This window comes from Akkermansia biwaensis (assembly GCF_026072915.1).
GTDB lineage: Bacteria > Verrucomicrobiota > Verrucomicrobiia > Verrucomicrobiales > Akkermansiaceae > Akkermansia > Akkermansia biwaensis.
The window spans coordinates 2657834-2679296 of the sequence record NZ_AP025943.1 but is presented as its reverse complement, the minus strand read 5'-3'; the positions used below and the strand labels follow the sequence as shown (position 1 = coordinate 2679296).

At 59.9% G+C, this 21463-nt stretch carries 22 protein-coding genes; 13 read left to right on the top strand and 9 right to left on the bottom strand.

The window, feature by feature from the left end; genetic code table 11:
- Nucleotides 1-4: 4 nt before the first annotated feature.
- The 8 genes from OQH67_RS11055 (at nucleotide 5) to OQH67_RS11020 (ending at nucleotide 9282) form a co-directional block, all read left to right on the top strand.
- Entirely contained in the window at nucleotides 5-838 is an 834-nt protein-coding gene (locus tag OQH67_RS11055) for an NAD(P)-dependent oxidoreductase (protein WP_215433975.1), read from the top strand.
- Nucleotides 839-852: 14 nt separating this feature from the next.
- Nucleotides 853-2439 (top strand): hypothetical protein, encoded by a 1587-nt coding sequence (locus tag OQH67_RS11050; RefSeq protein ID WP_215433977.1) that lies wholly within the window; start codon nucleotides 853-855, stop codon nucleotides 2437-2439.
- Between the two features lie 201 nt (nucleotides 2440-2640).
- Nucleotides 2641-4128 carry a carbohydrate porin gene (locus OQH67_RS11045; protein ID WP_215433978.1) on the top strand — a complete coding sequence of 496 codons (1488 nt, stop codon included), beginning with the start codon at nucleotides 2641-2643 and terminating at the stop codon, nucleotides 4126-4128.
- Between the two features lie 87 nt (nucleotides 4129-4215).
- Nucleotides 4216-5436, top strand: coding sequence for a hydrogenase small subunit (locus OQH67_RS11040; protein ID WP_251828260.1), 1221 nt, complete (start codon nucleotides 4216-4218; stop codon nucleotides 5434-5436).
- 23 nt (nucleotides 5437-5459) lie between these two features.
- Nucleotides 5460-7217: a nickel-dependent hydrogenase large subunit gene (locus OQH67_RS11035; protein WP_215433980.1), complete on the top strand. Its 1758-nt coding sequence runs from the start codon at nucleotides 5460-5462 to the stop codon at nucleotides 7215-7217.
- Nucleotides 7214-8386 (top strand): cytochrome b/b6 domain-containing protein, encoded by a 1173-nt coding sequence (locus OQH67_RS11030; RefSeq protein WP_215433982.1) that lies wholly within the window; start codon nucleotides 7214-7216, stop codon nucleotides 8384-8386. Before OQH67_RS11035 ends, OQH67_RS11030 begins: the two co-directional genes overlap by 4 nt.
- 16 nt (nucleotides 8387-8402) lie before the next feature.
- Nucleotides 8403-8948: a HyaD/HybD family hydrogenase maturation endopeptidase gene (locus OQH67_RS11025; protein WP_215433984.1), complete on the top strand. Its 546-nt coding sequence runs from the start codon at nucleotides 8403-8405 to the stop codon at nucleotides 8946-8948.
- A complete protein-coding gene (locus OQH67_RS11020) occupies nucleotides 8941-9282 on the top strand; it encodes a hydrogenase maturation nickel metallochaperone HypA/HybF (protein ID WP_215433986.1) in 342 nt (113 codons plus the stop codon). The genes OQH67_RS11025 and OQH67_RS11020 overlap by 8 nt, the downstream gene beginning before the upstream one ends.
- Here OQH67_RS11020 and OQH67_RS11015 read toward each other — a convergent pair.
- Nucleotides 9260-9451 carry a hypothetical protein gene (locus tag OQH67_RS11015; protein ID WP_265145514.1) on the bottom strand — a complete coding sequence of 64 codons (192 nt, stop codon included), beginning with the start codon at nucleotides 9449-9451 and terminating at the stop codon, nucleotides 9260-9262. The genes OQH67_RS11020 and OQH67_RS11015 overlap by 23 nt on opposite strands.
- 54 nt (nucleotides 9452-9505) lie before the next feature.
- Here OQH67_RS11015 and OQH67_RS11010 point away from each other — a divergent pair, with 54 nt between their 5' ends.
- Nucleotides 9506-10453 (top strand): hypothetical protein, encoded by a 948-nt coding sequence (locus tag OQH67_RS11010; RefSeq protein ID WP_215433988.1) that lies wholly within the window; start codon nucleotides 9506-9508, stop codon nucleotides 10451-10453.
- A 476-nt stretch (nucleotides 10454-10929) separates the two neighbouring features.
- On the opposite strand, the gene OQH67_RS11005 is transcribed toward OQH67_RS11010, so the two are convergent.
- Entirely contained in the window at nucleotides 10930-11490 is a 561-nt protein-coding gene (locus OQH67_RS11005; protein WP_215433990.1) for a DUF4870 domain-containing protein, read from the bottom strand.
- 175 nt (nucleotides 11491-11665) lie between these two features.
- On the opposite strand from OQH67_RS11005, the gene OQH67_RS11000 reads away from it, so the two are divergent.
- Nucleotides 11666-12424 carry a hypothetical protein gene (locus OQH67_RS11000; RefSeq protein ID WP_215433992.1) on the top strand — a complete coding sequence of 253 codons (759 nt, stop codon included), beginning with the start codon at nucleotides 11666-11668 and terminating at the stop codon, nucleotides 12422-12424.
- A gap of 58 nt (nucleotides 12425-12482) precedes the next feature.
- Nucleotides 12483-12854 carry an SH3 domain-containing protein gene (locus OQH67_RS10995; protein WP_215433994.1) on the top strand — a complete coding sequence of 124 codons (372 nt, stop codon included), beginning with the start codon at nucleotides 12483-12485 and terminating at the stop codon, nucleotides 12852-12854.
- 214 nt (nucleotides 12855-13068) lie between these two features.
- Here the strand turns inward: OQH67_RS10995 and OQH67_RS10990 are convergent, their stop codons facing one another.
- From OQH67_RS10990 to OQH67_RS10960, 7 genes are all read right to left on the bottom strand, one after another.
- Nucleotides 13069-13608, bottom strand: a complete 540-nt coding sequence (locus tag OQH67_RS10990) for a cysteine hydrolase family protein (protein ID WP_215433996.1) — start codon at nucleotides 13606-13608, stop codon at nucleotides 13069-13071.
- A 93-nt stretch (nucleotides 13609-13701) separates the two neighbouring features.
- On the bottom strand, nucleotides 13702-15972 hold the full coding sequence (locus OQH67_RS10985) for a beta-hexosaminidase (RefSeq protein WP_215433999.1): 2271 nt from the start codon (nucleotides 15970-15972) through the stop codon (nucleotides 13702-13704).
- Nucleotides 15973-16198: 226 nt separating this feature from the next.
- Nucleotides 16199-16843, bottom strand: a complete 645-nt coding sequence (locus tag OQH67_RS10980; RefSeq protein ID WP_215434001.1) for an NAD(P)H-dependent oxidoreductase — start codon at nucleotides 16841-16843, stop codon at nucleotides 16199-16201.
- A gap of 32 nt (nucleotides 16844-16875) precedes the next feature.
- Nucleotides 16876-17967: a histidinol-phosphate transaminase gene (gene hisC / locus OQH67_RS10975; RefSeq protein WP_215434003.1), complete on the bottom strand. Its 1092-nt coding sequence runs from the start codon at nucleotides 17965-17967 to the stop codon at nucleotides 16876-16878.
- 952 nt (nucleotides 17968-18919) lie between these two features.
- Nucleotides 18920-19516, bottom strand: coding sequence for a GrpB family protein (locus tag OQH67_RS10970; RefSeq protein ID WP_215434007.1), 597 nt, complete (start codon nucleotides 19514-19516; stop codon nucleotides 18920-18922).
- 94 nt (nucleotides 19517-19610) lie between these two features.
- Nucleotides 19611-19748: a hypothetical protein gene (locus OQH67_RS10965; protein WP_156469852.1), complete on the bottom strand. Its 138-nt coding sequence runs from the start codon at nucleotides 19746-19748 to the stop codon at nucleotides 19611-19613.
- Nucleotides 19745-19957, bottom strand: coding sequence for a hypothetical protein (locus OQH67_RS10960; RefSeq protein ID WP_067573305.1), 213 nt, complete (start codon nucleotides 19955-19957; stop codon nucleotides 19745-19747). The genes OQH67_RS10965 and OQH67_RS10960 overlap by 4 nt, the downstream gene beginning before the upstream one ends.
- Before the next feature lie 154 nt (nucleotides 19958-20111).
- On the opposite strand from OQH67_RS10960, the gene OQH67_RS10955 reads away from it, so the two are divergent.
- Together OQH67_RS10955 and OQH67_RS10950 are read left to right on the top strand one after the other, a co-directional pair.
- Nucleotides 20112-20564 (top strand): helix-turn-helix domain-containing protein, encoded by a 453-nt coding sequence (locus tag OQH67_RS10955; RefSeq protein WP_067573303.1) that lies wholly within the window; start codon nucleotides 20112-20114, stop codon nucleotides 20562-20564.
- A gap of 308 nt (nucleotides 20565-20872) precedes the next feature.
- Nucleotides 20873-21424: a SecDF P1 head subdomain-containing protein gene (locus OQH67_RS10950; protein ID WP_215434008.1), complete on the top strand. Its 552-nt coding sequence runs from the start codon at nucleotides 20873-20875 to the stop codon at nucleotides 21422-21424.
- Nucleotides 21425-21463 lie beyond the last annotated feature (39 nt).

Below are 21463 nucleotides of genomic sequence, written 5' to 3'. Positions count from 1 at the left end.
CGTTATGCATCAAGTTTCCATCCTCGGCCTGGGGATCATCGGCTCGCGCATTGCCCGCCACATGATCTCCCTGGGAGACGACGTAACCGTCTGGAACCGCACACCCCGTGAAGGTTACCCCCGCACGGCAGCAAGCCCGGCGGACGCCGTCCGCGCCTCCCGAATCATCCAGATTTACCTCAAGGACAGGGACGCCTGCCTGGAGGTGTTTGAACAGATGAGGGGAGCCCTCACCCCGGAACATGTGATCCTGAACCATTCCACGATCGACCTTGCCACGGTGGACAAGCTTTCCCTGATGTGCTCCGGGATCGGCTGCACGTATGTGGACTGCCCGTTCACCGGTTCCCGCATGCCCGCGGAAAAGGGGGAACTGGTTTATTACGCGGGAACGGATTCCTCCACGCTGGAGCGCATGCGCCCCGTTCTGGAACACAGCTCAAAGGATATTCTCCATGCGGGCGGCGTGGGCGCCGGCACCGTCGTGAAGCTGGTCACCAACATGATTTCCGCCACGATGGTCCAGAGCCTCAGCGAAGCCCTGGCCATCACCCAGGCCTACGGCATTTCCCCGCAACTGCTGGGGCAGGCCATTTCCCGGAACGTCATCGCCTCCCCGCTGGCGGCGTTCAAGCTTCCCCTGATGGCGGAGCGCGATTTTTCCACCCACTTTTCCCTGGACAATATGAGGAAAGACGGCGTTTACGCCCAGGAACTGGCGGCGGAAAAGGGCATCCAGCCTCCCGTGGCGGCTCTCGTCTCCTCCATCATGGACCGCCTGTGCCGCGAAGGTCATGCGGAAGAGGATTTCGGCTGCCTGGCGGAACAATTCGATTAACCCGATCCCGACCGATGATTCCCGCAGGAACATGCACCAGCTTTCTTCTGCCCCTCCTGCTCCTTGTTCCCTGCGTTTGCGGACAGGAGGCGGAACGGGGAGAAAGCGCGCCGCCTGCCGCCGCGCATGAAGAAACAGTTCCCCTGCCCGTTCCGGACACGGACCATCTGGACGATTCCTCCGACCGCCCCGTCCTGCAGGGCCGGTCCAACGTTGCGCCCGTTGCCGAGCCCGTACCCGCTCCTGCGGCTCCGTCCGGAGAAATGTCAGTCCCGCCCGCGGCGGCTCCCGCCACGGAAGCCCCGGTACGGCGGCAGCCTTTCACCAGCATTTCCTCTTCCAAGCAGTTCCACGTGATCGGCCAGGACGCCCTGCTAGCCGGAGCCATCGCCTCCCGCGCCGATTCCATGCGTACGGCGCTGCTGAAAATCCTCAAGCAACCGAACGAGTGGAAGAACCGGATCATCATCCGCCTGCTGGGGGAACCGGGCACCCCGGTTCCGCCCAATCCCATCCGCATGCAGACCACGATCCTGGGGGACGCCATCACGTACAATATTTACATCCACCTGGGCCGCGGCATCAACCAGGACAGGCTCCGGAACGCGGTCATTTCCACCCTGCTTTATGAAATGATGCTGCGGAACATCGATCCGGAGGGCCTGCCGGAACAGGTCAGCCTTCCTGCCTGGCTCATTACCGGGCTGGAACAGGCCGTTCTGTGGCAGACCAATGAAGCGGACCGCACGCTGTATTCCACCCTGTTCCAGCAGGACGGGATCATGAGCCCGGACGATATTCTGAAAAGCCGGGAGCCGGAGAAAGAACTGGACGCCACCTCCTACGCCGCCTACCAGACTTCCTGCGGCGCCCTGATGCTCTGCCTGCTGAACCAGAAAAACGGCCCGGAAGGGATGAAACAACTGCTGGACCAGGCGATTCTGGGGGGGGACGATCCCAAAAACCTCATCAAGCGCCATTTTCCCCAGCTCAATCTGACACCCTCCTCCCTGCACAAATGGTGGACGCTCCAGCTTTCCCGCATGGCTACCCCACCCGTGACGGAAACCCTCACGATCATGGAGACGGAGAGGCATTTGCAGGAAGCCCTCACCCTGGTCAAGTACGATCCGGACACGCGGACCACCTCCACTTTTCCAGTGGACAATCTGGAGGAAGCCGCCTCCCTGACGGACCTGAAGAGACAGCTTTCCAACATATCCGGCAACCTGTTCAACCTCAGCAGGCGCTCGTTCCCCTCCTATCGTCCCGTCATCGTGGAATACGCCAAGCTCGTCGCCCTGATGCAGACGGACAGACTGGACCGCAGGAAAGCCGCGCCGAAAATCAGTCAGCTCCGGGAAATACGGGAACTTTCCATGAAAACGGCCCGGCGCGTACGGGATTATATGGACTGGTATGAAATCAACACCCGGACCGGTTCCGGAAAAACGTTTGATTCCTACGCGGCAACCATGAAGCTGATCCGGGAGCAGGAGGCTCCGGCCAACACGCCCATCGCCAGGTACCTGGACGATATTGAAAAATTGTACACGCTTCCGGCAAAGGCTCCCGTTCCCCCCCTGTACGGGAACGACTGACCCCGGAATTACGGGATTTCCTCACGGACAGCCCTATCCGGCAGTCCCGGCGGTGCGCCGCAGGAGAAACCGCTCCGGGATTTACCGGCCTTACGGGAAAAGGACGGCCTGCGCCCCTTTTTGCGAGGGTCTGCCGGGTATTCGTGTCAGCATGCTATCCTCGTTATGACAATTCCGGGTACGGCCTTGTCTGACTGTCATATGAAACATGTATTGCTTCCTCCTTTTTTTGCCGTCGCCGCCCTTGTTTCCTGTGATCCCGTGCTGGCCCAGCAGATTCCCCAGCCCCAGCCGTCCCCGGAGGGCGTTTACCTGAATACGGAACGCGGCCTGCGCGTCAGACCGCTGGAAGGCAGGGAAATAAGCCCCAGCTTGATCAAGGGGCTGAAGCCGGAGGAACAGATCACCAAGCGCACGCCCGGCGTGCCCACCAAGCCGAGCATTCTTCTCCAGCACCTTTCCCGCCCGTCCAAGCCCGGCATTGAGTTTTTTGCGCCCAAGCCCCTCAAGATGATGCCGTATCTGGACAGTTCCTACGTTTTCGGCAATACCTGCGTGGAACCGAACGCCTGGATCCGCGAGGACATGATTTCCACAGGAGCGCAAAAAATTAAAACGGCCCTGTCCAGATACGGCATCACCTATTCCGCCCAGTACGGTTTCAATTACACGGGTCTGACGGGCGGCGGCCTGAACGGCAGAAAGGATTTCGCCTCCCACAACGGTTCCCTGCTGACCAACATCACCCTGTTCCGCAACAATTCCACGGGCAGCGGCATGTACCTGGCTTCCGAGTTCGACTTCGGCAACGGTTTTCATTTCAATGAGGGGAATGCGGGCCCCCAGACCACGCTAGGCTCCCTCCAGAATCCCACCAGTTCCTTCCAGGGGCCGGATCCGCACCTGAGCAACCTGAGCCTGGCCTGGGTGGGCGCGGGCGGCAAGCTCCTGCTGATGGCGGGACAGCTGGACACCACCAATTACATGGACCACAACGCGTACGCCAATTCCCACAACAATAACCTGACCAACAGCGTTTTCGGCAACAATCCCATGCTTCCGCTCACGGATAATTCCCTGGGTTTCCATTTTGCCTGGCAGCCCACCACCTCCTTTTACGTGATGGGCGCCACCGCCGCCAACAACATGACCGCCAACCACAATCCGTTCAAGAATATGAACTCGGATAACTGGACCAACGTGCTTGAGTTCGGCTACGTGGCGGAGGATTTCTGCGGATGGGGGCCGGGCGTGTACCGCCTCCAGCCCTTTTTCACCACCAGTGACAGTGAGAACGGGGGCGGCGTGGGCGTCAACTTCCAGCAGCAGCTCGGCCGCCACAGCCATCTGGGCTGGTTTTTCCGGGGCGGCTGGGCCAGCGACGACGCGGCCACACTGACCGGCGTACGCTGCGCGGCCACCACGGGGCTGGTGCTTCTTTCCCCCTTTTACGGAAAGGGCGCGTCCAATGACGGCTACCTGGGCCTGGGCTTCCTCTGGCAGCAGGGGGCCAGGAAGAACGGACCGTACGTGAATAAGAATGAATACGGCATTGAACTGACGTACGTGATGCAGGTAACGCCCACCATGACGCTTCAGCCCGACATTCAGCTCGTGAAGAATCCCGTCAACGGCCGCCGGGGCCAGACCGCCGTGGTTTTCCAGATCCAGAACGTGTGGTCCTGGTAAGGGGCCGCACCGGAAATATTGGAAAATATTGATCGCATTTCCCGGAAATCGTGTCTAAATGGAAACATATTTACCCGGACCACGCACATGAAGCGCACTGAGCTATCTTCCCTGAAGGAGGCGGAACAGGCCTCCCTGAACCATGAGATTCTAACCACCTGGCGACCCGGGGAAACCCTGGGAGAACACATGGAGCGGCGCGGCGTCAGCCGCCGGGAATTCAATAAATGGTGCCTGAAAATGATCGCCCTGATGGGCGTGGCCTCCGTGAGCGGCGGCGTTTCCAACGCCCAGGAAATCGCGGACAAGATGGCGAATCTCAAACGGCCCGTGGTTATCTGGCTCCAGCTTCAGGAATGCACCGGGTGCCTGGAAAGCACCATCCGCAGCTATAATGAGGAGATCGGGGACATGGTGCTTTCCGCCGTGTCCATGCCGTATGTGGAATTGCTCATGGCCCCCTCCGGGGAGGCGGCCAACCAGGCGCTGGAAGAGGCGATCAAGGAACCCCACATCCTGGTTATCAACGGGTCCGTTCCGGTCAACGACGGCGGCATTTACTGCACCGTGGCCGGGGAAACGGTGGAACACCTGCTGCGCCGCTGCGCGGAGAACGCCTCCTATATCCTGGCCGTGGGCTCCTGCGCCTACTTCGGCTCCATCCAGGCCGCCCGCCCCAATCCCACGGGGGCCGTGGGCGTGCGGGACATCCTGACGGACCGCACGGTCATCAACGTGCCGGGCTGCCCCCCCATCGGGGACGTGATCACGGCCGTGATCATGTACATTCTCACTTTTGACCGCGCACCGGAGTGCGACCTGGAAACGCGCCCCCTGATGGCGTACGGCACGCGCATCCACAACAATTGCCCGCGCCGCGCCCATTTTGACGCCGGCCAGTTCGTGAACGTGTTTGACGACGAGAACGCGCGCGAATGCTTCTGCCTGTACAAGGTGGGCTGCAAGGGGCCGGACACTTTCTCCCCCTGCCCCATCGTCAAGTGGAACGGCGGGGTCAGCTTCCCCATCCAGTCCGGGCATCCGTGCATCGGTTGCACGGAGCTGTATTTCTTCGACCGCATGACTCCCTTCTACAAGACGCTGCCCAATGTGAACGGCTTCGGCGTGGAGGCCTCCGCCAACGTGATCGGCGCCGTGGGCGTAGCCGCCGCGGGCACGGCCATCGCCGCCCATGCGGTGGGGTCCGCCATTCACTACAAGCGGCAGCACATGAAGGAGGAGGCGAACGTCTCCCTGCCCGCCTTCGGGGACGCGCCCGGCTCCCCCGACAAGGAAACTGAAGAATAAGAAGCCTTTTACACCAGATTACCATGAGCAATTACACATCAGCGGCCGTTCCGGAATCCAGCCGCGTGGTCATCGACCCCGTGACGCGCATCGAAGGCCACCTGCGGGTGGAGATGGAGGCCGGAGACGGCGTGATCAAGAACGCCTGGACGTCCACCACGCAGTACCGCGGCATTGAAGTAATCGCCTGCAAGCGCGATCCGCGCGACGTGTGGGCCTTTGTGGAACGCATCTGCGGCGTCTGCACGGGCACCCACGCCATTGCCGCGCTGGCCGCGGTGGAAGACGCCCTGCAATATCCCGTGCCCATCCAGGCCAAACTTATGCGGGACCTGGTCAGCGGAGCCCTGGGCATTCAGGACCACGTGATCCATTTCTACCAGCTCCAGGCCATGGACTGGGTGGATGTGGTTTCCGCCCTGAAGGCGGACCCGAATGAGACCGCCGCGATTGCCAAGTCCCTTTCCGACTGGCCCCTTTCCTCCGCCACGTATTTTGCCGGGGTGCAGAAGAAGCTGAAGGATTCCATCGCCCACGGGCAGTATTCCATCTTCACGAACGGCTACTGGGGCCACCCGGCCTACAAGCTGCCGCCGGCAGTGAACCTGCTGGGCGTGGCGCATTACCTCCAGGCCCTCGTCTGGCAGCGGGACATGATCAAGATCCACACCATCCTGGGCGGCAAGAACCCGCACCCCAATTTCCTGGTGGGCGGCATGGCCTGCGCCATCAACATGAACAACGACCAGGCCATCAACCAGTTTTCCCTGAGCTACCTGAAACAGCTCGTGGATACCTGCCACGATTTCATCCACAAGGTGTATTACCCGGACATCGTGGCCATTGCCGGTTTTTACAAGGATTACGCCCATATCGGCGCTTCCAACCCCAACCTGTTCTGCACCGGGGACCCGTCTGAAATCAATACCGGGGCTCCTGCCGGCAAAGGCATGATCAAGCCGGGCGTGCTGCTGAACGGGGATTACAAGAATGTCCTTCCCTTTGACCAGGACAAGATCAAGGAGTTCGTCACCAGCGCGTGGTACAAGTACACGGAGGGCCGGGACGCGGGACTGGCCCCGTACGACGGCCAGACGGACGCGGATTACAACGGGCCCAGGCCTCCCTACAAATGGCTTTCCGACCGGCCCCAGTACACCTGGGTGAAAGCTCCGCGCTACGACGGCCACGCCATGGCCGTGGGACCGAACGCCCGCATGATGATCGGCTACGCCCAGGGCGTTCCCGCCATCGTGGAGCGGGTGGACGCCGCCTGCGACAAGCTGGGATTGCCGCGCGACAACGCCTTCATGAATTCCACGCTGGGCCGCGTGTACGGCCGCGCCCTGGACGCCATGATCAACGTGGACATGATGGTGGACCAGCTCCAGGAAATGACGAACCGCATCAAGAACGGGGAAACCGCCACCTTCAACCCGGAGAAATGGGAGCCCGAGACATGGCCCTCCTCCTGCAAGGGTGTGGGCTGGGTGGAAGCCCCCCGCGGCAGCCTCAGCCACTGGGTAAGGATTGAAAACGGCCAGACGGTGAATTACCAGGCCGTGGTTCCCAGCACCTGGAACAGTTCCGGACGGGACGCGGAAGGCCAGATGGGGCCTTACGAGTATTCCCTGGCCCACACCGGAACGCATCCGCTGGTGGACCCGTCCCGACCCGTGGAGCCCCTGCGCACCATTCACAGCTATGACCCGTGCCAATCCTGCGCCGTCCATCTGTTTGACGAAGAGGGAGAGGCCATTATGACCAGACAGGACCCGTGAAAACGACCCTCATCAATGAAGACCTCACCCTGGTGGTGGAGGATGCCATTCCGGCCAGTACCGTTTACTCTCCGGAGGAAATCCTGGCGCTGGCCGTGTGCGCCTCCCCCAACGGGAGCACGGACCCGGGGGACCTGGCCCTGCTGCACGCGGCACGGGAACGCGGCATCCAGCTGAATTACGCCCAGCAGGCGGATTCCTGGGAGGCCCCGTCCGGAGAACGCCATTACAGCACCGCCATCCTGAAGGCCGCGGACAAGGAAGACGCCGTCCCCTTCATGGTGGCCCGCGGCAACCTGAACGCCCTGGAAAAACTGTGCGAGGTCAGCAATCTGGAAAAGGAACGCATGAACAAGGCTTTTGAAGCCTACGATCCGTCCGGCTTCCAGCCCGTGGGGATTGCCGTGCACCGCTCCGGCGCCCCGTGGCGCCTGCTGGGCGTGGTGCCCATGCACGCCATGCGGGACGTGCGCCATCTTTCCAAGGCCAAGGCCAATTTCCGCTACTTCCACGTCTGGGACTGGCCGCTGCGGGTGCTGCACTGGACATGGGTGTTCTGCATCATCGGCCTGGCCGCCACGGGCATCTGCATCGCGGAAGGCTGGTTCCTGAAAATGGGGGACCTGCACGGCGCTTTTCAGTTCGGCACGCTCCGCTTCGTCCATTACGCCCTGGGCTGGACGCTGGTGGTGGTGATGATGCTCCGCTTTTCCTGCTTTTTCATGGCGTCCAACAAGTACCAGAGCTTCCGGGCGCTGTTCCCCGTCTCCAGACAACAGTGGAAGGACCTGTACGCCACGGCGGTGGACTACGTTTTTGCGCGGAGCTACGACGGCCCGCGCTACATCGGCCACAATCCCCTCCAGCAGTGGACATACACGGGCGTGTACGTCCTGTTCACCACCATGATCGTCACCGGGCTGGCCCTGTACGCGCTGTACGAGCCGCGCCACTGGTTCTACCACTGGTTCATGCCGCTGAACGACCTGATCGGGGTTCCGTACGTGCGCCTGATCCACCTGATCGGCATGTGGTGCTTCATCATTTTCGCCATGATCCACGTGTACCTGTCCATTCTTTCCGGGAACGTGGACCGGGACGGCACCATTTCCTCCATGTTCAGCGGCGGCCGCTGGCTGCGCAAGGGTGTGAAGTTCAGGGATGAATAATACCGGTTCAACGTTCATGGAAGCTGAAGAATATACGGAAGCCCTGCGCGGCTGCCCCGTGAAGGGGAACGCCTATCCCGTGCTCGTGCTGTGCGTGGGCAATCCGCTCATGGGGGACGACGGAGTGGGCGTGGAGCTGGCGAAACGGCTCCAGAAGCGGGACTACGGCCCGCTGGTGCATGTGGAGGAGGGAGGCACCCTGGGCATGACGCTGCTGCCCCTGCTGGAAGACGCGGACACGGTCATCCTGGTGGACGCCGTGAAGACGGGGGCCGCGCCGGGCACGCTCGTCACGCGCAGCAAGGAGGAGCTCCCCCGCCATTTCTCCCGCGTCATTTCCCCGCACCAGATAGGCATGAAGGAGGTGCTGGGCGCCGCCCAGCTCTGCGGCACCCTGCCGCGCGCCATCACGCTGGTGGGGGTGGAGGCCGCGCACACGGAGTTCTGCCAGCCCATGTCCGCAGAGGTGCGGGCGGCCATGCCGCAGGCCCTGGAGCTGATTGAAAACCTCATTGCCCGGGCGGTGGAGGACTGCGCGGACCGGGAAAACTCCCATGCATGAAGTAGGCATCATGGAAGGGGCGCTGGACATGGCGCGCCGCCTCCTGGAAGAAAACGGCGGCTCCCGGCTGGTGCGCGTGCACATGACCATCGGCAGCCTGAGCGGCGTGGTGCCGGACGCCCTGCAATCCGCCTTTCTGGCCCTGAAAGACGCCTACGCGGCGGGGAACGCCGCCCTGGAGGTCACCTGGGTGGAGGCCCTCTGCCGCTGCGACGACTGCCAAGAGGATTTCCTCTTCACGGACCACGGCTACATCTGCCCCGGCTGCGGGGAGCCCGCCCTGGCCATCCTCCGGGGGCGGGAACTGGAGCTTACCCGCGTGGAATGGGAATGATCCCCGATCCTCCTTTCTCCTCCTTTCTCCTCCTTTCTCCTCCTTTCTCCTCCTTTCTCCTCCTTTCTCCTCCTTTCTCCTCCTTTCTCCTCCTTTCTCCGTTCCGCTCCCACCCGGAAAAAATCAGGAAATTTACCCGAACATTTTTCACTTCCGGACGGTCAAACATATTGGCGTACTATTATTACGCCGCAAATTCCAACCCAGCTGTAGAACCAATACCATGAGCAATATCAACCCATTCATCCTGACGGGAATGATGCCGCTTTCAGCGTCATCCATGAACCGCGTTTCCTACATGTGCCCGGTCACCATCACCAATGACGTGGTCCAGGGACAGACGGATGTTCAGGATTCCCTGACCATTGACGCCGGAGGCAGCCTTTACATCATCAACGCCCCCGTCTATGTGGGCGGCCCCAACCAGCCGGACCACGGCCACGGCACCGCCCACCTGGCCGTGCGCAACGGGGGTACCCTGACGCTCATCGGCAACCTGCCGGACCACATGACCATGTTCCTGGGGGACAAGGCCAACGGGAGCCTGGAGATCAACGGCGGCCGCGTGCTGATGGGACAGGGGTGCATTCAGGGAGCCAGGGAGCACGAAGGGCGCATCACGATGACGGACGGCTGGCTTTTTGCCTCGGAGATAGACCTGCCCTGCGACGGCTCGGAGTTCATCATCAGGCACGGACTGGCCCGCATTAAAAAACTGACGGGCAGCGTTTCCACCCACATTTACGGAGGCGTGCTTCACGTGAAGGAATACGCCCATTGCGACCGCATCCATTTGGTGGACAACGGGGTGCTGCTGCTCGGCAGTATCACCAGCCAGCCTTCCGCGGACGTCATGGCCGGCGCGGGCATCAATTTCCGCGGGGACGGAGGCGCCCTGGTCATCCGCGTGCCGCACCCGGAAAAGGCGCTGACCCGCACACGGGAGGCGGAACACGTCTTTGACGAATTGCTGAGAAGAGGCAAGCTGTACCACGACAACGAGCCCATGACCAATTTCCAGGGATTCCACATGAGGGAATTTACCGGGCACGACAGCCTGACCTATGCCGCCCTGCGCCCCGCCGCACAGCTTCATTCCGACCAGAACCAGGTCACGCGCCTGCTGCATACCTTCATGTACGGCGGCAGCGACCGGGAAATACCCATCTGAACACAGGCGCTCAGGAGGGACTGGCCGGCCAATAACCCCTGGCCGGAAGGCAGGCAGAGGAATTCCCCTCCGCCGGGTACCGCATCTTCCTTTAACCGGGAAAGGCGAAAGCTTTCCTTTTTTCTAGTCCTCCGCCGCAATCCCGCGGCAGCCCGGCCTCCGGCCATGCCCCCTTCACGGCCGGATTCCCCGAAGACAAGTGTTTCCGGCCCGGTGATACTTATGGCTCTGTTCTCCCGGAATGAGGCGGAAATTTTCTTTCCCGGCGCCAGGTTTTCATCGGCCCGCGGCAGGGAAAAGAGCCTGTTTTTCCTTTCCCGGACAAGCCGGGGCCGGAAACAACTTCCCCGGACGGCGGCAGATTTTCAGGGAACGGAACACACCCTATCCGGCAAGACGGCCGGATTCAAAAAAGGAGGCCGCCCCGCTTGTTGCGCAGGACGGCCCCTGTTGAATGTTCTCGGTCAATTCGGAGATTATTTGATGAACGTGATCGTGAAAGGCATCTGGTACGTGTATTCCCTGTTGGATATCTTGATCGTGTACACGACGGACAGGATGATCCACACCAAAGGAAGGATCCAAATGAACAGGAAACCAATGAAGATCAGGGTCAGAACTCCGAAGAACGCCCAGGACACCAGCAGGTAAATTCCCCAGGAAATCTGCGCGTTGATGACGTTCTTGCCTATCTGGTCCACCAGGGGGTAGTCCTGCTTCCAGATCAGCCAGCAGATGAGCGGGCCAACGACGTTCGGTCCGGGAATAGCCATCGTAAACAGGGAGAGCAGAGGAGAAATCGCCGTAACGAGCGCAAAATTATCACTGTTGGACTGCGGTGAAACACCCGGTTCGGGTGATGGAGGCGGTCCGGGATGGGGAGGCGGAACTGAAGCGGCGGAAGGGGGAGGAACCGGCGTGGGGGACGGCGGCGGAACAGGAGTGGGGGCGGGAACGGGAGTTGGGGTTGGAACAGGAGCAGGAATCACGGGTTCCTGAGTCGTTTCAGGTTCGGATGATTGATTGGTTTCATTCATAATGGTGTTTGATACGGGGTTAAATTGCTATGGCGGATGCAGGAAAATTCCCTCACCCCGCCACTATCGGCACTTTCTCATACCCTTTCTTACCAAGTCAATATTTTAAACCGCTGCAAGGGACATGCGCTCCGGAGCTTGACAAGGCTCCGCCGGATGCCATAAACATTACCCCATGAATGTCCGCACCGCAGGCGTGCTCCTTTCCGCAGCCCTTTTTTCCTGTTCTCCGCCCGTGCCGGATATTCCGCCAGCCGCGCCCACGGTCACCAGGACGGAGGCCCTGCGCACCAGCCGCGCGTATACAAACCTGGCCTGGAGAGGGACCCGCCACAACGTCCGGCATGGAACGGATCCCGACGGGATCAGGATAGACACTCCGGACGCCTCCGTATCCGGCGCCCATGCGGGAGCCTGGTGGAAGCCCGGCGCACGGTCCGCGGGCATGCCGTACAAGTGGGGAGGGTTCGATACCCCGCGGCAATTCGTCAGCCGCCTGAACCGCGACCCGGAAAACGGAGGCCGCCCCGCCGCTGCCGGAGACATGGGCACCCCGGAAAAGCAGGCGGCGGGAGACGACGCGGTCAGCAGGTTTGCCGCCGGAGTAGATTGTTCCGGTTTCGTCTCCCGGTGCTGGCGCCTGTCCCGGCCCTGGTCCACGCGCGAACTTCCCTCCCTGTGCACGCCGCTGGACTGGGAAGAATTGCGGACGGGAGACATCCTGATCGTACCGGGGCGGCACGTGCTCATGTTCATTGAGTGGCACGGAGACGGCCGGGACGTTTTTCTGGGCAGTGAAGCCGGACCTCTGCCGGTCTGGAAATGTGCGGAACATTTTTTCAGCCGGGCCATTCTGGAGCGCGGGGGCTACCGTCCCATGAGGTACAAGGGCATGCGGGAACAGGAGACGGATTCCGGAACGGCTAAGCCGTAAATAATGCCGCAGCAGCCCGGTTTTTCCGGAAAAAGGAACCCAAACGAACAGAGCGGATATGAAGTATCAGGTAATCAAAAGGCACCAAAGCGAGTTCCCGAATCCCGTCATTATTTCCAGGGGCGAGAGACTTGTCATTGGAGAGAAGTACGAGGAGAACGAAGCCTGGAACGACTGGTATTTCTGCGAGACGGAAGACCGGAACAAGGGCTGGGTTCCCAAACAGGTGCTCCAATGGCTGGGCGGCAGCGTGGGAGAAGCGCTGGAAGATTATTCCGCCAGGGAATTGAATGCGGAGGAGGGGGAAGTCCTGGCCGGTTCCCAGGCGCTCAACGGCTGGATATGGTGCCGGAACCCCGCTTCCGGGGAACAAGGATGGGTGCCTGTTGAAAACCTCCTCCCCATGGGAGCGGATACGGAGGGACGATAAGCCGTTCCGGGCGTCCGGCTCGCAAACTGCCGTGATCAGTTTTTTCGGAACGCCGGGGGCACGGCTCCGGCGGGATGGAGGGAAGTCCACCGGGGAATTATCCGAACACATGGGCCATGCGCCGGCAGGGACATGCCTGCACATTTATCCCGGTTATTCCGGCATGTGCGCTGCGGGGACGGCCCTTCCCCGTCCCCGCGAAGGAGTTCCGGGGCTAGATTTCCAGTTCTCCGGCAGTCAGGACGCGTGCAAATATTCCGTCCAGTCCCGCCATGTAGGCGTTGTGCACGGTTTGGGCCGGTATGGTCTGTCCCATGACGGACAGGTCCTTCGTGGCGCACGCATCGTACAGCAAGGTTACGGGAATTTGGTGATCCCAGGCCGCACGGACCGTGGTATCTATGCACATGTGGGTCATCATGCCGCACACGACCAGTTCGTCCACCTTTTTCGCACGAAGCAGGTCCGCAAGGCCCGTCCGGTAAAAGCTGTTGGGAGCGTGCTTGACGAGCACATCCTCACCCGGCAGAGGCGTCAATCCGGTGTGGATTTTTACGCCGTCCGTCCCCGGCAGGAAGAAGGAGGCATCCGGCCGGGTGTTGACGTGCCGGACATGGATGACGGGCAGTCCGGCCTTCCTGAAGAGCCGTAAAACGGAGACGATATTCTCCAGAGCCTTTTCCGGGCCGGAAAGCTCACACTTTCCGCCGGGAAAGTAGTCATTCTGAACGTCAATAATGAGGAGAGCCTTCATTCTGCATTACCTGATTTTCCAAGGTCCCGTGCATCCGCGCCGCGGGCGGGCATTCCTCCCCTTTACAGGCACGGATGTACGGGACGCGAGGCGTTACAAGGGCTGGACGTTGAAGTTATACACTTTCCCCTGGAAAGATTCACCCAGGGTTTTCAGCGGCAGAACGAAGGTGGAACGGTGCACCTTGGGACGGTTCTTGAAGTTTTCAATAAAGTCCTTGGATTTGTCAGAAAAACTTTTCAGCACGGCAGTTCCGGCAGGCTGTCCGTCCAGGAACAGGCTGGTTTTTTCCGGTTCACCCACAATTTCCACCTTGACCTTTTTGCCTACGGGCAGCTTGGCGCCGAAGGAGAATTCCAGGGTGTCGTCACGACGGAAGCCGACGGTGCCGTCCTTCATGACCGCGAGCAGTTCGCCCTCCGGCGCGGAAAGCAGCACCTGTTCCCTGCCTTCCGGAGCGGCGTTAAGTTCCAGTTCCGCGGTCAGACGGTAATTCGGTCCCAGCGAGGGCTTGTCCAGCTTCTGGGGCAGAGAGGAAGGAGTGACCGCAAAGGGCTGGGCGTCTTTCCATTTGTGAAGGGGGTTGGTGCGCGGAGCGTTGCCGATGGCCGCCACCAGCTCGCGATGCTCTTCAAACGTGTCCGGCGCCTTGGCCTTGCCCCACAGCTTCTGGCTGAGGACATCCATGGAACCGGAAAGCATTCCCCAAATATCGTACGGGCCGTATCCCGTGTGCATGATATCCGTTTCATCGTTCCAGATGGCAAAGGTGCCTCCCAGGAGCTGGGGATGCCCGGCGGGAAGCGTTTCATTGCCGATGCGGTTGGGAATCCAGTTGTTGTAGAGCCCCTTGTGATTCCTGTCCATGCGGTAGTAGTTGGCAAAGGGCACGATGTAGAGGGCGCCGTCATTCGTGTTGATGACATCGTAGCCCAGATTGACGGCTTCCCACGCCTTCATCCAGCCGGCGCTCCAGAGATTCATTTGAACGCCTTTGCTCACCACGGGGGTCTTGCCGGGCTTGGCGCTGAGGCTGCCCCAGATGCGGGGAGTGTAGCCGCGCTTGAGGGCGTGGCTGAGCACGCCGTCCGCAAAGTGGCGGTAGTCTTCCTTGTCTCCGTAGAATTCATCCGCTCCCACGTGGAACACCTTGCAGCCGGCAAATACCGGGCGGCCCAGCTTGGGGTCTTTCAGCAGGTATTCGTCAAAGACCCTGGTCACGAAGCTGATCGTTTCCGGGTTGCCGGCGTCCAGCATCTCGCAACGGCGTTTTTCATGGTTCATGGGGCCTTTGTAGATCAGGTCCGGACGCACCCGGGTGAAGGAGAGCGCGTGGCCGGGGGTGTCGAATTCCGGCACGATGTTGACGCCATGGCGTCTGGCGTAACCGATCAGGTCCGCAAATTCCTTTTTGGTGTAGGAGAGGTCTTTGGCGGTGAGCGGCGTGCCGTCCTTCCCCTTCACGTTGGATTCCAGGCGGAAGGCGGAGTAGGATTCCTTGAACGGGTCATGCCCGTTGTCCACGTAGTGCTCGTGGAAAATGTAGTTGTTGTTGATGACCAGGTGAAGGTCGTTCAACTTGTACCAGGACATGGTGCGGATCAGGTCCTTGAGGTAGCTGAGGGGATAGGGCGTGCGCGCAATGTCCAGCATGAAGCCGCGCACCGGGTAGCGGGGGAAGTCCACGGCGGTGCCGCAGGGCACGCCGTCCGGGTTCTGGCGCAGCATTTGAAGCAGGGTGCGGGTGCCCCAGTACAGCCCGGTGGGGGTAAGGGCGCCGATACGGATGCCGCCGGCATTGACGGCGAGGCTGTATCCCTCCTTCCCTATGTTGCTTTCCTTGAACAGGGAGAAGGAGATGTCCGCCTTACCTCCGGGGGAAACGAGCCTGACCTTGCGGCCCAGCACGTCTTCCAGGTCAGCGGCAAAGGCACGGGCCAGCTCCTTGTCCGGGCAAGCGACGGTGATGGTGGAACCCAGCTTGTATTCCCCCTTGCCGCCCTTCCATTGCAGGATTTCCGGGATAACCCGGGGCTTGGGGTTGCCCTGCGCGGCCGCGGGGGCCTTCAGGGTGATTTCATAGTCCTTGCTGACGGCCTCCTGGCCGCCCTTGGTCACCTTGAAGCTGACGTTTACCGGAGTGTCCGAGATGACGGGGGCTATTTTCCCCTTGCTGTTGATGAGTTCCTCATAGTCGGCCCCCAGGAGCTTGATTTGGGCGCCGGAGGCGCTGGGCATCGGCAGTTGTCTGGCCCCGGCCTTGATTTCCGGGATGGCGAGGGAGTCGGCAATCTGCCGGGCATCCTGCCCCATCAGCGGCCCCGCCGCAAATGCGGCCATCATTAAAAGTATGTTCCTGTTCATGTTCGTGTGTCGTTCCGGGAAGAATGGCATGCCCGATTTGCTGTAAGAATTACGCAACATCCGTCCCTTTCTTGCAAGGAAATAAAAAAGCGGCCGAAAGCCCGCCCGGCATTCCGGCAAAGACGGTTCCCGGATGAAGAGACGTTTTCCAATTTTACGGATTTTACGGAAAGAAAAGGGCCGGACCGTCTTCAGGCGGCCCGGCCCCGGATGGGGGAAACCCGGTTCAGGCGCGGATGTCGATCACTTCCCCGGCGGGGAAGCGCACCTTCGCTTCACGGGCGTAGGCGTCGTCCTGGGCGCGGTAGCCCAGGGCTACGCCCACCACGGAACGGTACGGCGTGCCGTCCAGCCCTAAAATTTCATCGTATTTCCGACGGTCCATGCCGCCGATGGTGCAGGAGTCCACCCGCAGGGCCGCTGCCGCGCTGAGCAGGAACCCGGCGGCGATGTACACCTGGCAGTCCAGCCATGTGTTCATTTTCTCCGGAGTCAGGGCTTTCACGTAGCCGCCGTAGAAGTCCGCGGAGGAGGCCAGTTTTTCCGCGGACGGACGGCGTGTAAATTCAATCTGGGCCAGGTAGCGGTCCACATCCTTCCGGGTGGCGTCCCGCCGGGCGCACAGCACCACGTAATGGGAGCAGTCCTCTACCTGGGACTGGTTCCAGGAAACCTCCCGCAGGCGCTCCTTCAGCTCCCGGTTCGTGACGACCACGAATTTCCAGAGCTGGAGCCCCAGGGAAGACGGGCTGAGCCGCAGGCTTTCCGCCAGCGCGTGCCAGACGGGTTCTTCAATGCGGGCCCGGGGATCAAATTTCTTGCAGGCGTAGCGCCATTCAAGGCCGTCAATGTATTGTTGCGGTGAAATCATAAAAGGTATGACAGGTTCAGCGGTAAAATTGTTTAAAGAACTTCCTTCAGGACTTCCACGCAGCGGGCGTTTTCCGCGGGGGTGCCGATGCTGATGCGAATCCACTCCGGCAGGCCGTAGCCGTCCTGCGCGCGGACGATCACTCCTTTGGCAAGCATGTCGTTGAACACCTTTTTGCCCTGCCCCACCTTCACCAGAATGAAGTTCCCCTGGCTGGGAATCCATTCCAGCCCCATGTCCCTGAACGCCTGTTCGTAGAAGCGCATGCCCGCGGCATTGTTTTCCACCGTGCGGCGCACATGCTCCTGGTCTTCCAGGGCGGCCAGGGCCGCTTCCTGCGCCAGGACGTGCAGGTTGAACGGCGCGCGCGCCTTGTGCAGCATGCCGGCTACGGCTTCCGGGGCAATGCCGTAGCCCACGCGCAGGCCCGCCAGGCCGTAAGCCTTGGAAAAGGTGCGCAGGACGATCACGTTGCGCCCTTCCCTCACGAATTTGAGGGTGTCCGGCGGGTTGTCGGAAAACTCCCGGTACGCCTCGTCAAAGCACACCAGCACATGGTCCGGCACCTTCGCCATGAAATCGTCGATTTCCCGCTGGCCGACGACGGTGCCGACCGGGTTAGTGGGGTTGGTGATGAATACGATGCGCGTGCGGTCCGTAATGGCGTCCAGAAACCCGTTCAGGTCATGGGTCCAGTCCGGCTTGTTGGGAACTTCCACGTACGCCGCGCCGAACAGCCTGGCCATGATGGGGTACATGGAAAAGGCGTGCCTGGCGGCCACCACCTCGGCCTGCGGGTTCAGCAGGGCGTGGCAAATGAGTTCAATCACTTCGCTGCTGCCCGTGCCCACCACCGTCTGGCCAAAGTCCACGCCGCAGAATTCCGCAATGGCGGAACGCAGCCGGAAAGCCGCGCCGTCCGGATAAATGTTTACTCCGGCAGCCGCCCGGGAGATGGCCTCCACCGCCCGGGGGGACGGTCCCAGGGGATTTTCATTGGAAGCCAGTTTCACAATGTCACGGGGATCCAGGCCCAGTTCCCGGGCCGTTTCCTCAATCGGCTTGCCCGGCTGATAAGCCACCAGCTCAAGCACATGCTGGTTTGCGAAACTTTCAATACTCATAGCGGCGAAATGTTACTGCCATTCCCCTTTTCTGGCAATACTGATTTCCATCCGGGAAATTCTCTAAAAAGTTTGCCGCCATGCCGTCCAGGTAAAAAGCAGTGAGATGCCTTTCCGCGAGGCACCGGCCGGAAATCATCCCGTCCAATTATGAAGAGTATCCACCTGCCGTTATACACTTAAATGCTGCGCCCCACTCGCCCCCGGCATTTATTTATCTTTCCCCTTCCGGGATTTTGAATACCGGACATCCTCCGAGACCAATTGACGGGAATGCAGTAAATAGGTCCGCACGTAGATCCGGACCAGATCCCCTGAGGAAAGGTCCACATCCCAAAAAGTGAAATAGAGACGCTCATCCTTTTTTTCCACGATATCCGTCAGGGAATCCACAAAAAGATATGGGAAAACGGCTCGGTGAACTTCTTTTTCAAAAAATGGCCTGGAATCTCTTACCTTCCGCATCCGGACGGTGGTCAGCAGCATTCCGTCAGGGCTCAGCATTTCCCGGGTTTCAGTATAACAGGGGCTGTTGGCCTCGTTGCGCCCCATACTGCGCGAAACCAGAGAGCGGGAATCCGCCTCCCAATACGGAGGAGCATCCGGAATGCTATACCGTGTTCCATCAAAGGCGGGAACCTGGAACGATTGTTTTTCCGCCGCGGTTACTTCCTGACTCAGCGTTTTCAGGGAAGCAACCGTCTCCAGCCGGATCTGGCCCAGTCCGGGGTTTTCCATCTCACCGGCAACACATGCCAGGGGGAAGATCACAAGGGATATTCCAATATTCATCACTATTAACTATATTGTTTACAACATAATAGGTTCCAAAAAACCTGTAAAGGATATTTTGGATGAGGGAAAAGGGCTTGTTCCATGGCGCCCCCATCCGCCACATGCCGAAGCCACGCGCACCCTTCCGATAAAAAGCGGACAGTCCCACCCCGGGACCTTACGGAACGTACCTGCCCGGCATTTCCTCCCGCGCCCGGCGGGTCATGGCCGTGATGATCTTCGTTTTTCCTTCCGTATAGGCGTCGCGGTTGAACTCAAACTTTTCTTTTAAAGAGCGCTTAAGCTCGGCGTACTTCTGCGCCTCTTTAGGGTGAGCAGCCAAGTAATCCCGGAAATAAAGCTCATCCCAATCCCGCCAGGGGCGCACATGCAGGTGGAAGGCCTGCCCCCGGAACCCCTCCGCCGTATAGCCCTTTACCATGACCAGGCCCATGCGCTCCTCGTCACGATGCGTCTCCATATAACCGCATTTCCGCAGCAAAGGAGGCGTTTTAAAAACAAACGAATCCGGAGAAACCTCCATCAGAATGTCAATGGTAGGCTTGGCGTCCAGGCCGGGCACCGCCGTGCTCCCGATATGGGAGATGCGGGCGATGTGCGTGCGGTCCACGGCCTCCGCCAGCAGGTCCCTTTCCCGGCGGTAAAGTTCCGCCCATTCCTCTCTGGAACCACTCAGGATGATGGGAAACAGGCGCCAGAGTTCCTCATGGCTCATGCGGGACAGAACGGCTTCATCCGGAAGGCTGCTGGACATTCCCGGAAGATAGGGGATATGCCCCCGGAGGTCAATTCCGCAGATGATTCCGCAACCTTTCCCGCGGAAAGCACGGCTTTCCGCACATTCCCCCCTACCTTTTCCGTTTGCGGTCCGTCCTTTTCCGGCACCGCATGGCCTGGTACGCGGCCACGGTAAAGGCAAATGCCGTTACACCCATAAAGGAGCGGAACAGCCAGATCAGCAGCTCCCAGTATATGTCCTGAGTCATGCGGATGGCTTTTGACCGGACGCGGATTCCCCGGCCTGTTCTTCCCGCAGGCGTTTCACGGCACAGGCCAGCAGGGTGGCCCTGTCCAGCTGGCAGCGCTGCACGTGGAGGGCTTCCGCTTCCGCATCCCGGAAAAACTGGATGGACAGCGGCATTTTTACCTTGATCTGAATTTTTTTCTGGATTTTTTTCTTGTTTCCCGTCTTCATAAAATATCTTTTCAGGTACGATTTTGAACTATTGGATGCCTTTACAGAGGAATATTGCAACGTAAATGGTACTTTCGTCAAGAATAATATACCATTTAAGGGACTTATTCATAAAAAGGTTGAATTCACGCACCGATAGCGTTACAAAATATGCATGAGTGAGAACCAGGACGAACTCAAAGCCCAAATCAAGGTTTGGTTGAAACAGCAGAAAATGACCCGTGAAGAGTTTGCGGCGGAATGTTTCGTTTCGCCCAACACGGTTCGCAACTGGCTGGCCAGAGTATCCATTCCCAAGGACAAGGAGGCTCTTATCAGGCTGATGATGGAGAAGACGGAGCGGGAAAAGGAACTCAAGGAAGCGGCCAGGGCCCATTGGAAGCCGTTTGCCGTCATGGTGAATACCGACGATTACAAGCTCATTGAAAAAGCTGCCCGGAAGGACAATATGACCGTGGAGGAATGGGCTGAAGGAATCCTGATCCGCGACGCCCAGGAACGCATGGAGCACGTTTACCCGGAATCCCTCCGCGTTGCGGAAGAACCCAAAGGATACGGCATCCCGCGCACCTCCGGACCGGATTCCGCTCCGAACAAGCCGCGCTGATCCCACAGTCCGGAATCCCGTTCCGTTCGGGAAGAGGAGAGAGTGCGCCTGCTTGATGTTTCCCAGGGTTACTTCCCCCTGGTCCGCAAGGTCACAGGGGCTTTTATTTTTCTGCGCCCCACGTTTTTTCCCGCTGACGGCAGAGAAGCAGGAGAGCCCTTGCAGCGACAGACTGTGGCATGAATCCCGAAAAGGGCCGGGAATGGTTTGCCCGCAGGCTTGAGAAGGAGTGGTTCCTCAATAGCGTACAAGATTCTGCCGGGACTTTTAGCTTGCCGTCTGTTTTCCTTGCTTTTACCATTCAGGCAATGAAACAGTTGCTCTGTCTCCTGGCCCTTTTTTCCACATGGATTCCGATCCCGTCCCCGGCGGCTGATGCGCCGGAACCGTCTCCGGTCCCCCTGGTTGCCTTCAGGGCGGTGCATCCGGACAATGACCGCCTTGTGGCGGAAGGGAAGCCATGCCCGGCAGGATACACACCGTATATTTATGGATTTCGCAACTGCCAGGGGCAGATCGAACAGGAGAAGCTGTTTCTGAGTAACACACCTATTGTAACGGAATCTGGCGTCAGGGAGGCGCAGGTGGATTTGAGCATGCCGCATGCAATCAACATCACCCTGAACACTCAGGCCTCCAAAACCATGAAAGAGGCCACCTCCGCCATGAAGGTGGGCAAGGACAGAATAGCCATTGTCGTGGAAGGAAGAGTCGTAAACGCTCCCTGCGTCATGGCAGTTATTTCTCAATCAATGATAATCAACAGCCTGCATGGAGAGCAGGATGCCGCCCACTTGTGCGACGTTCTCAACCGCCACGCAGCCGAACAAAAGACGTCACCTTCCTCCCCGGCAGCCTGACATTGATCTCCGTTCATCCGGACAGCGACCGGCTGGCGG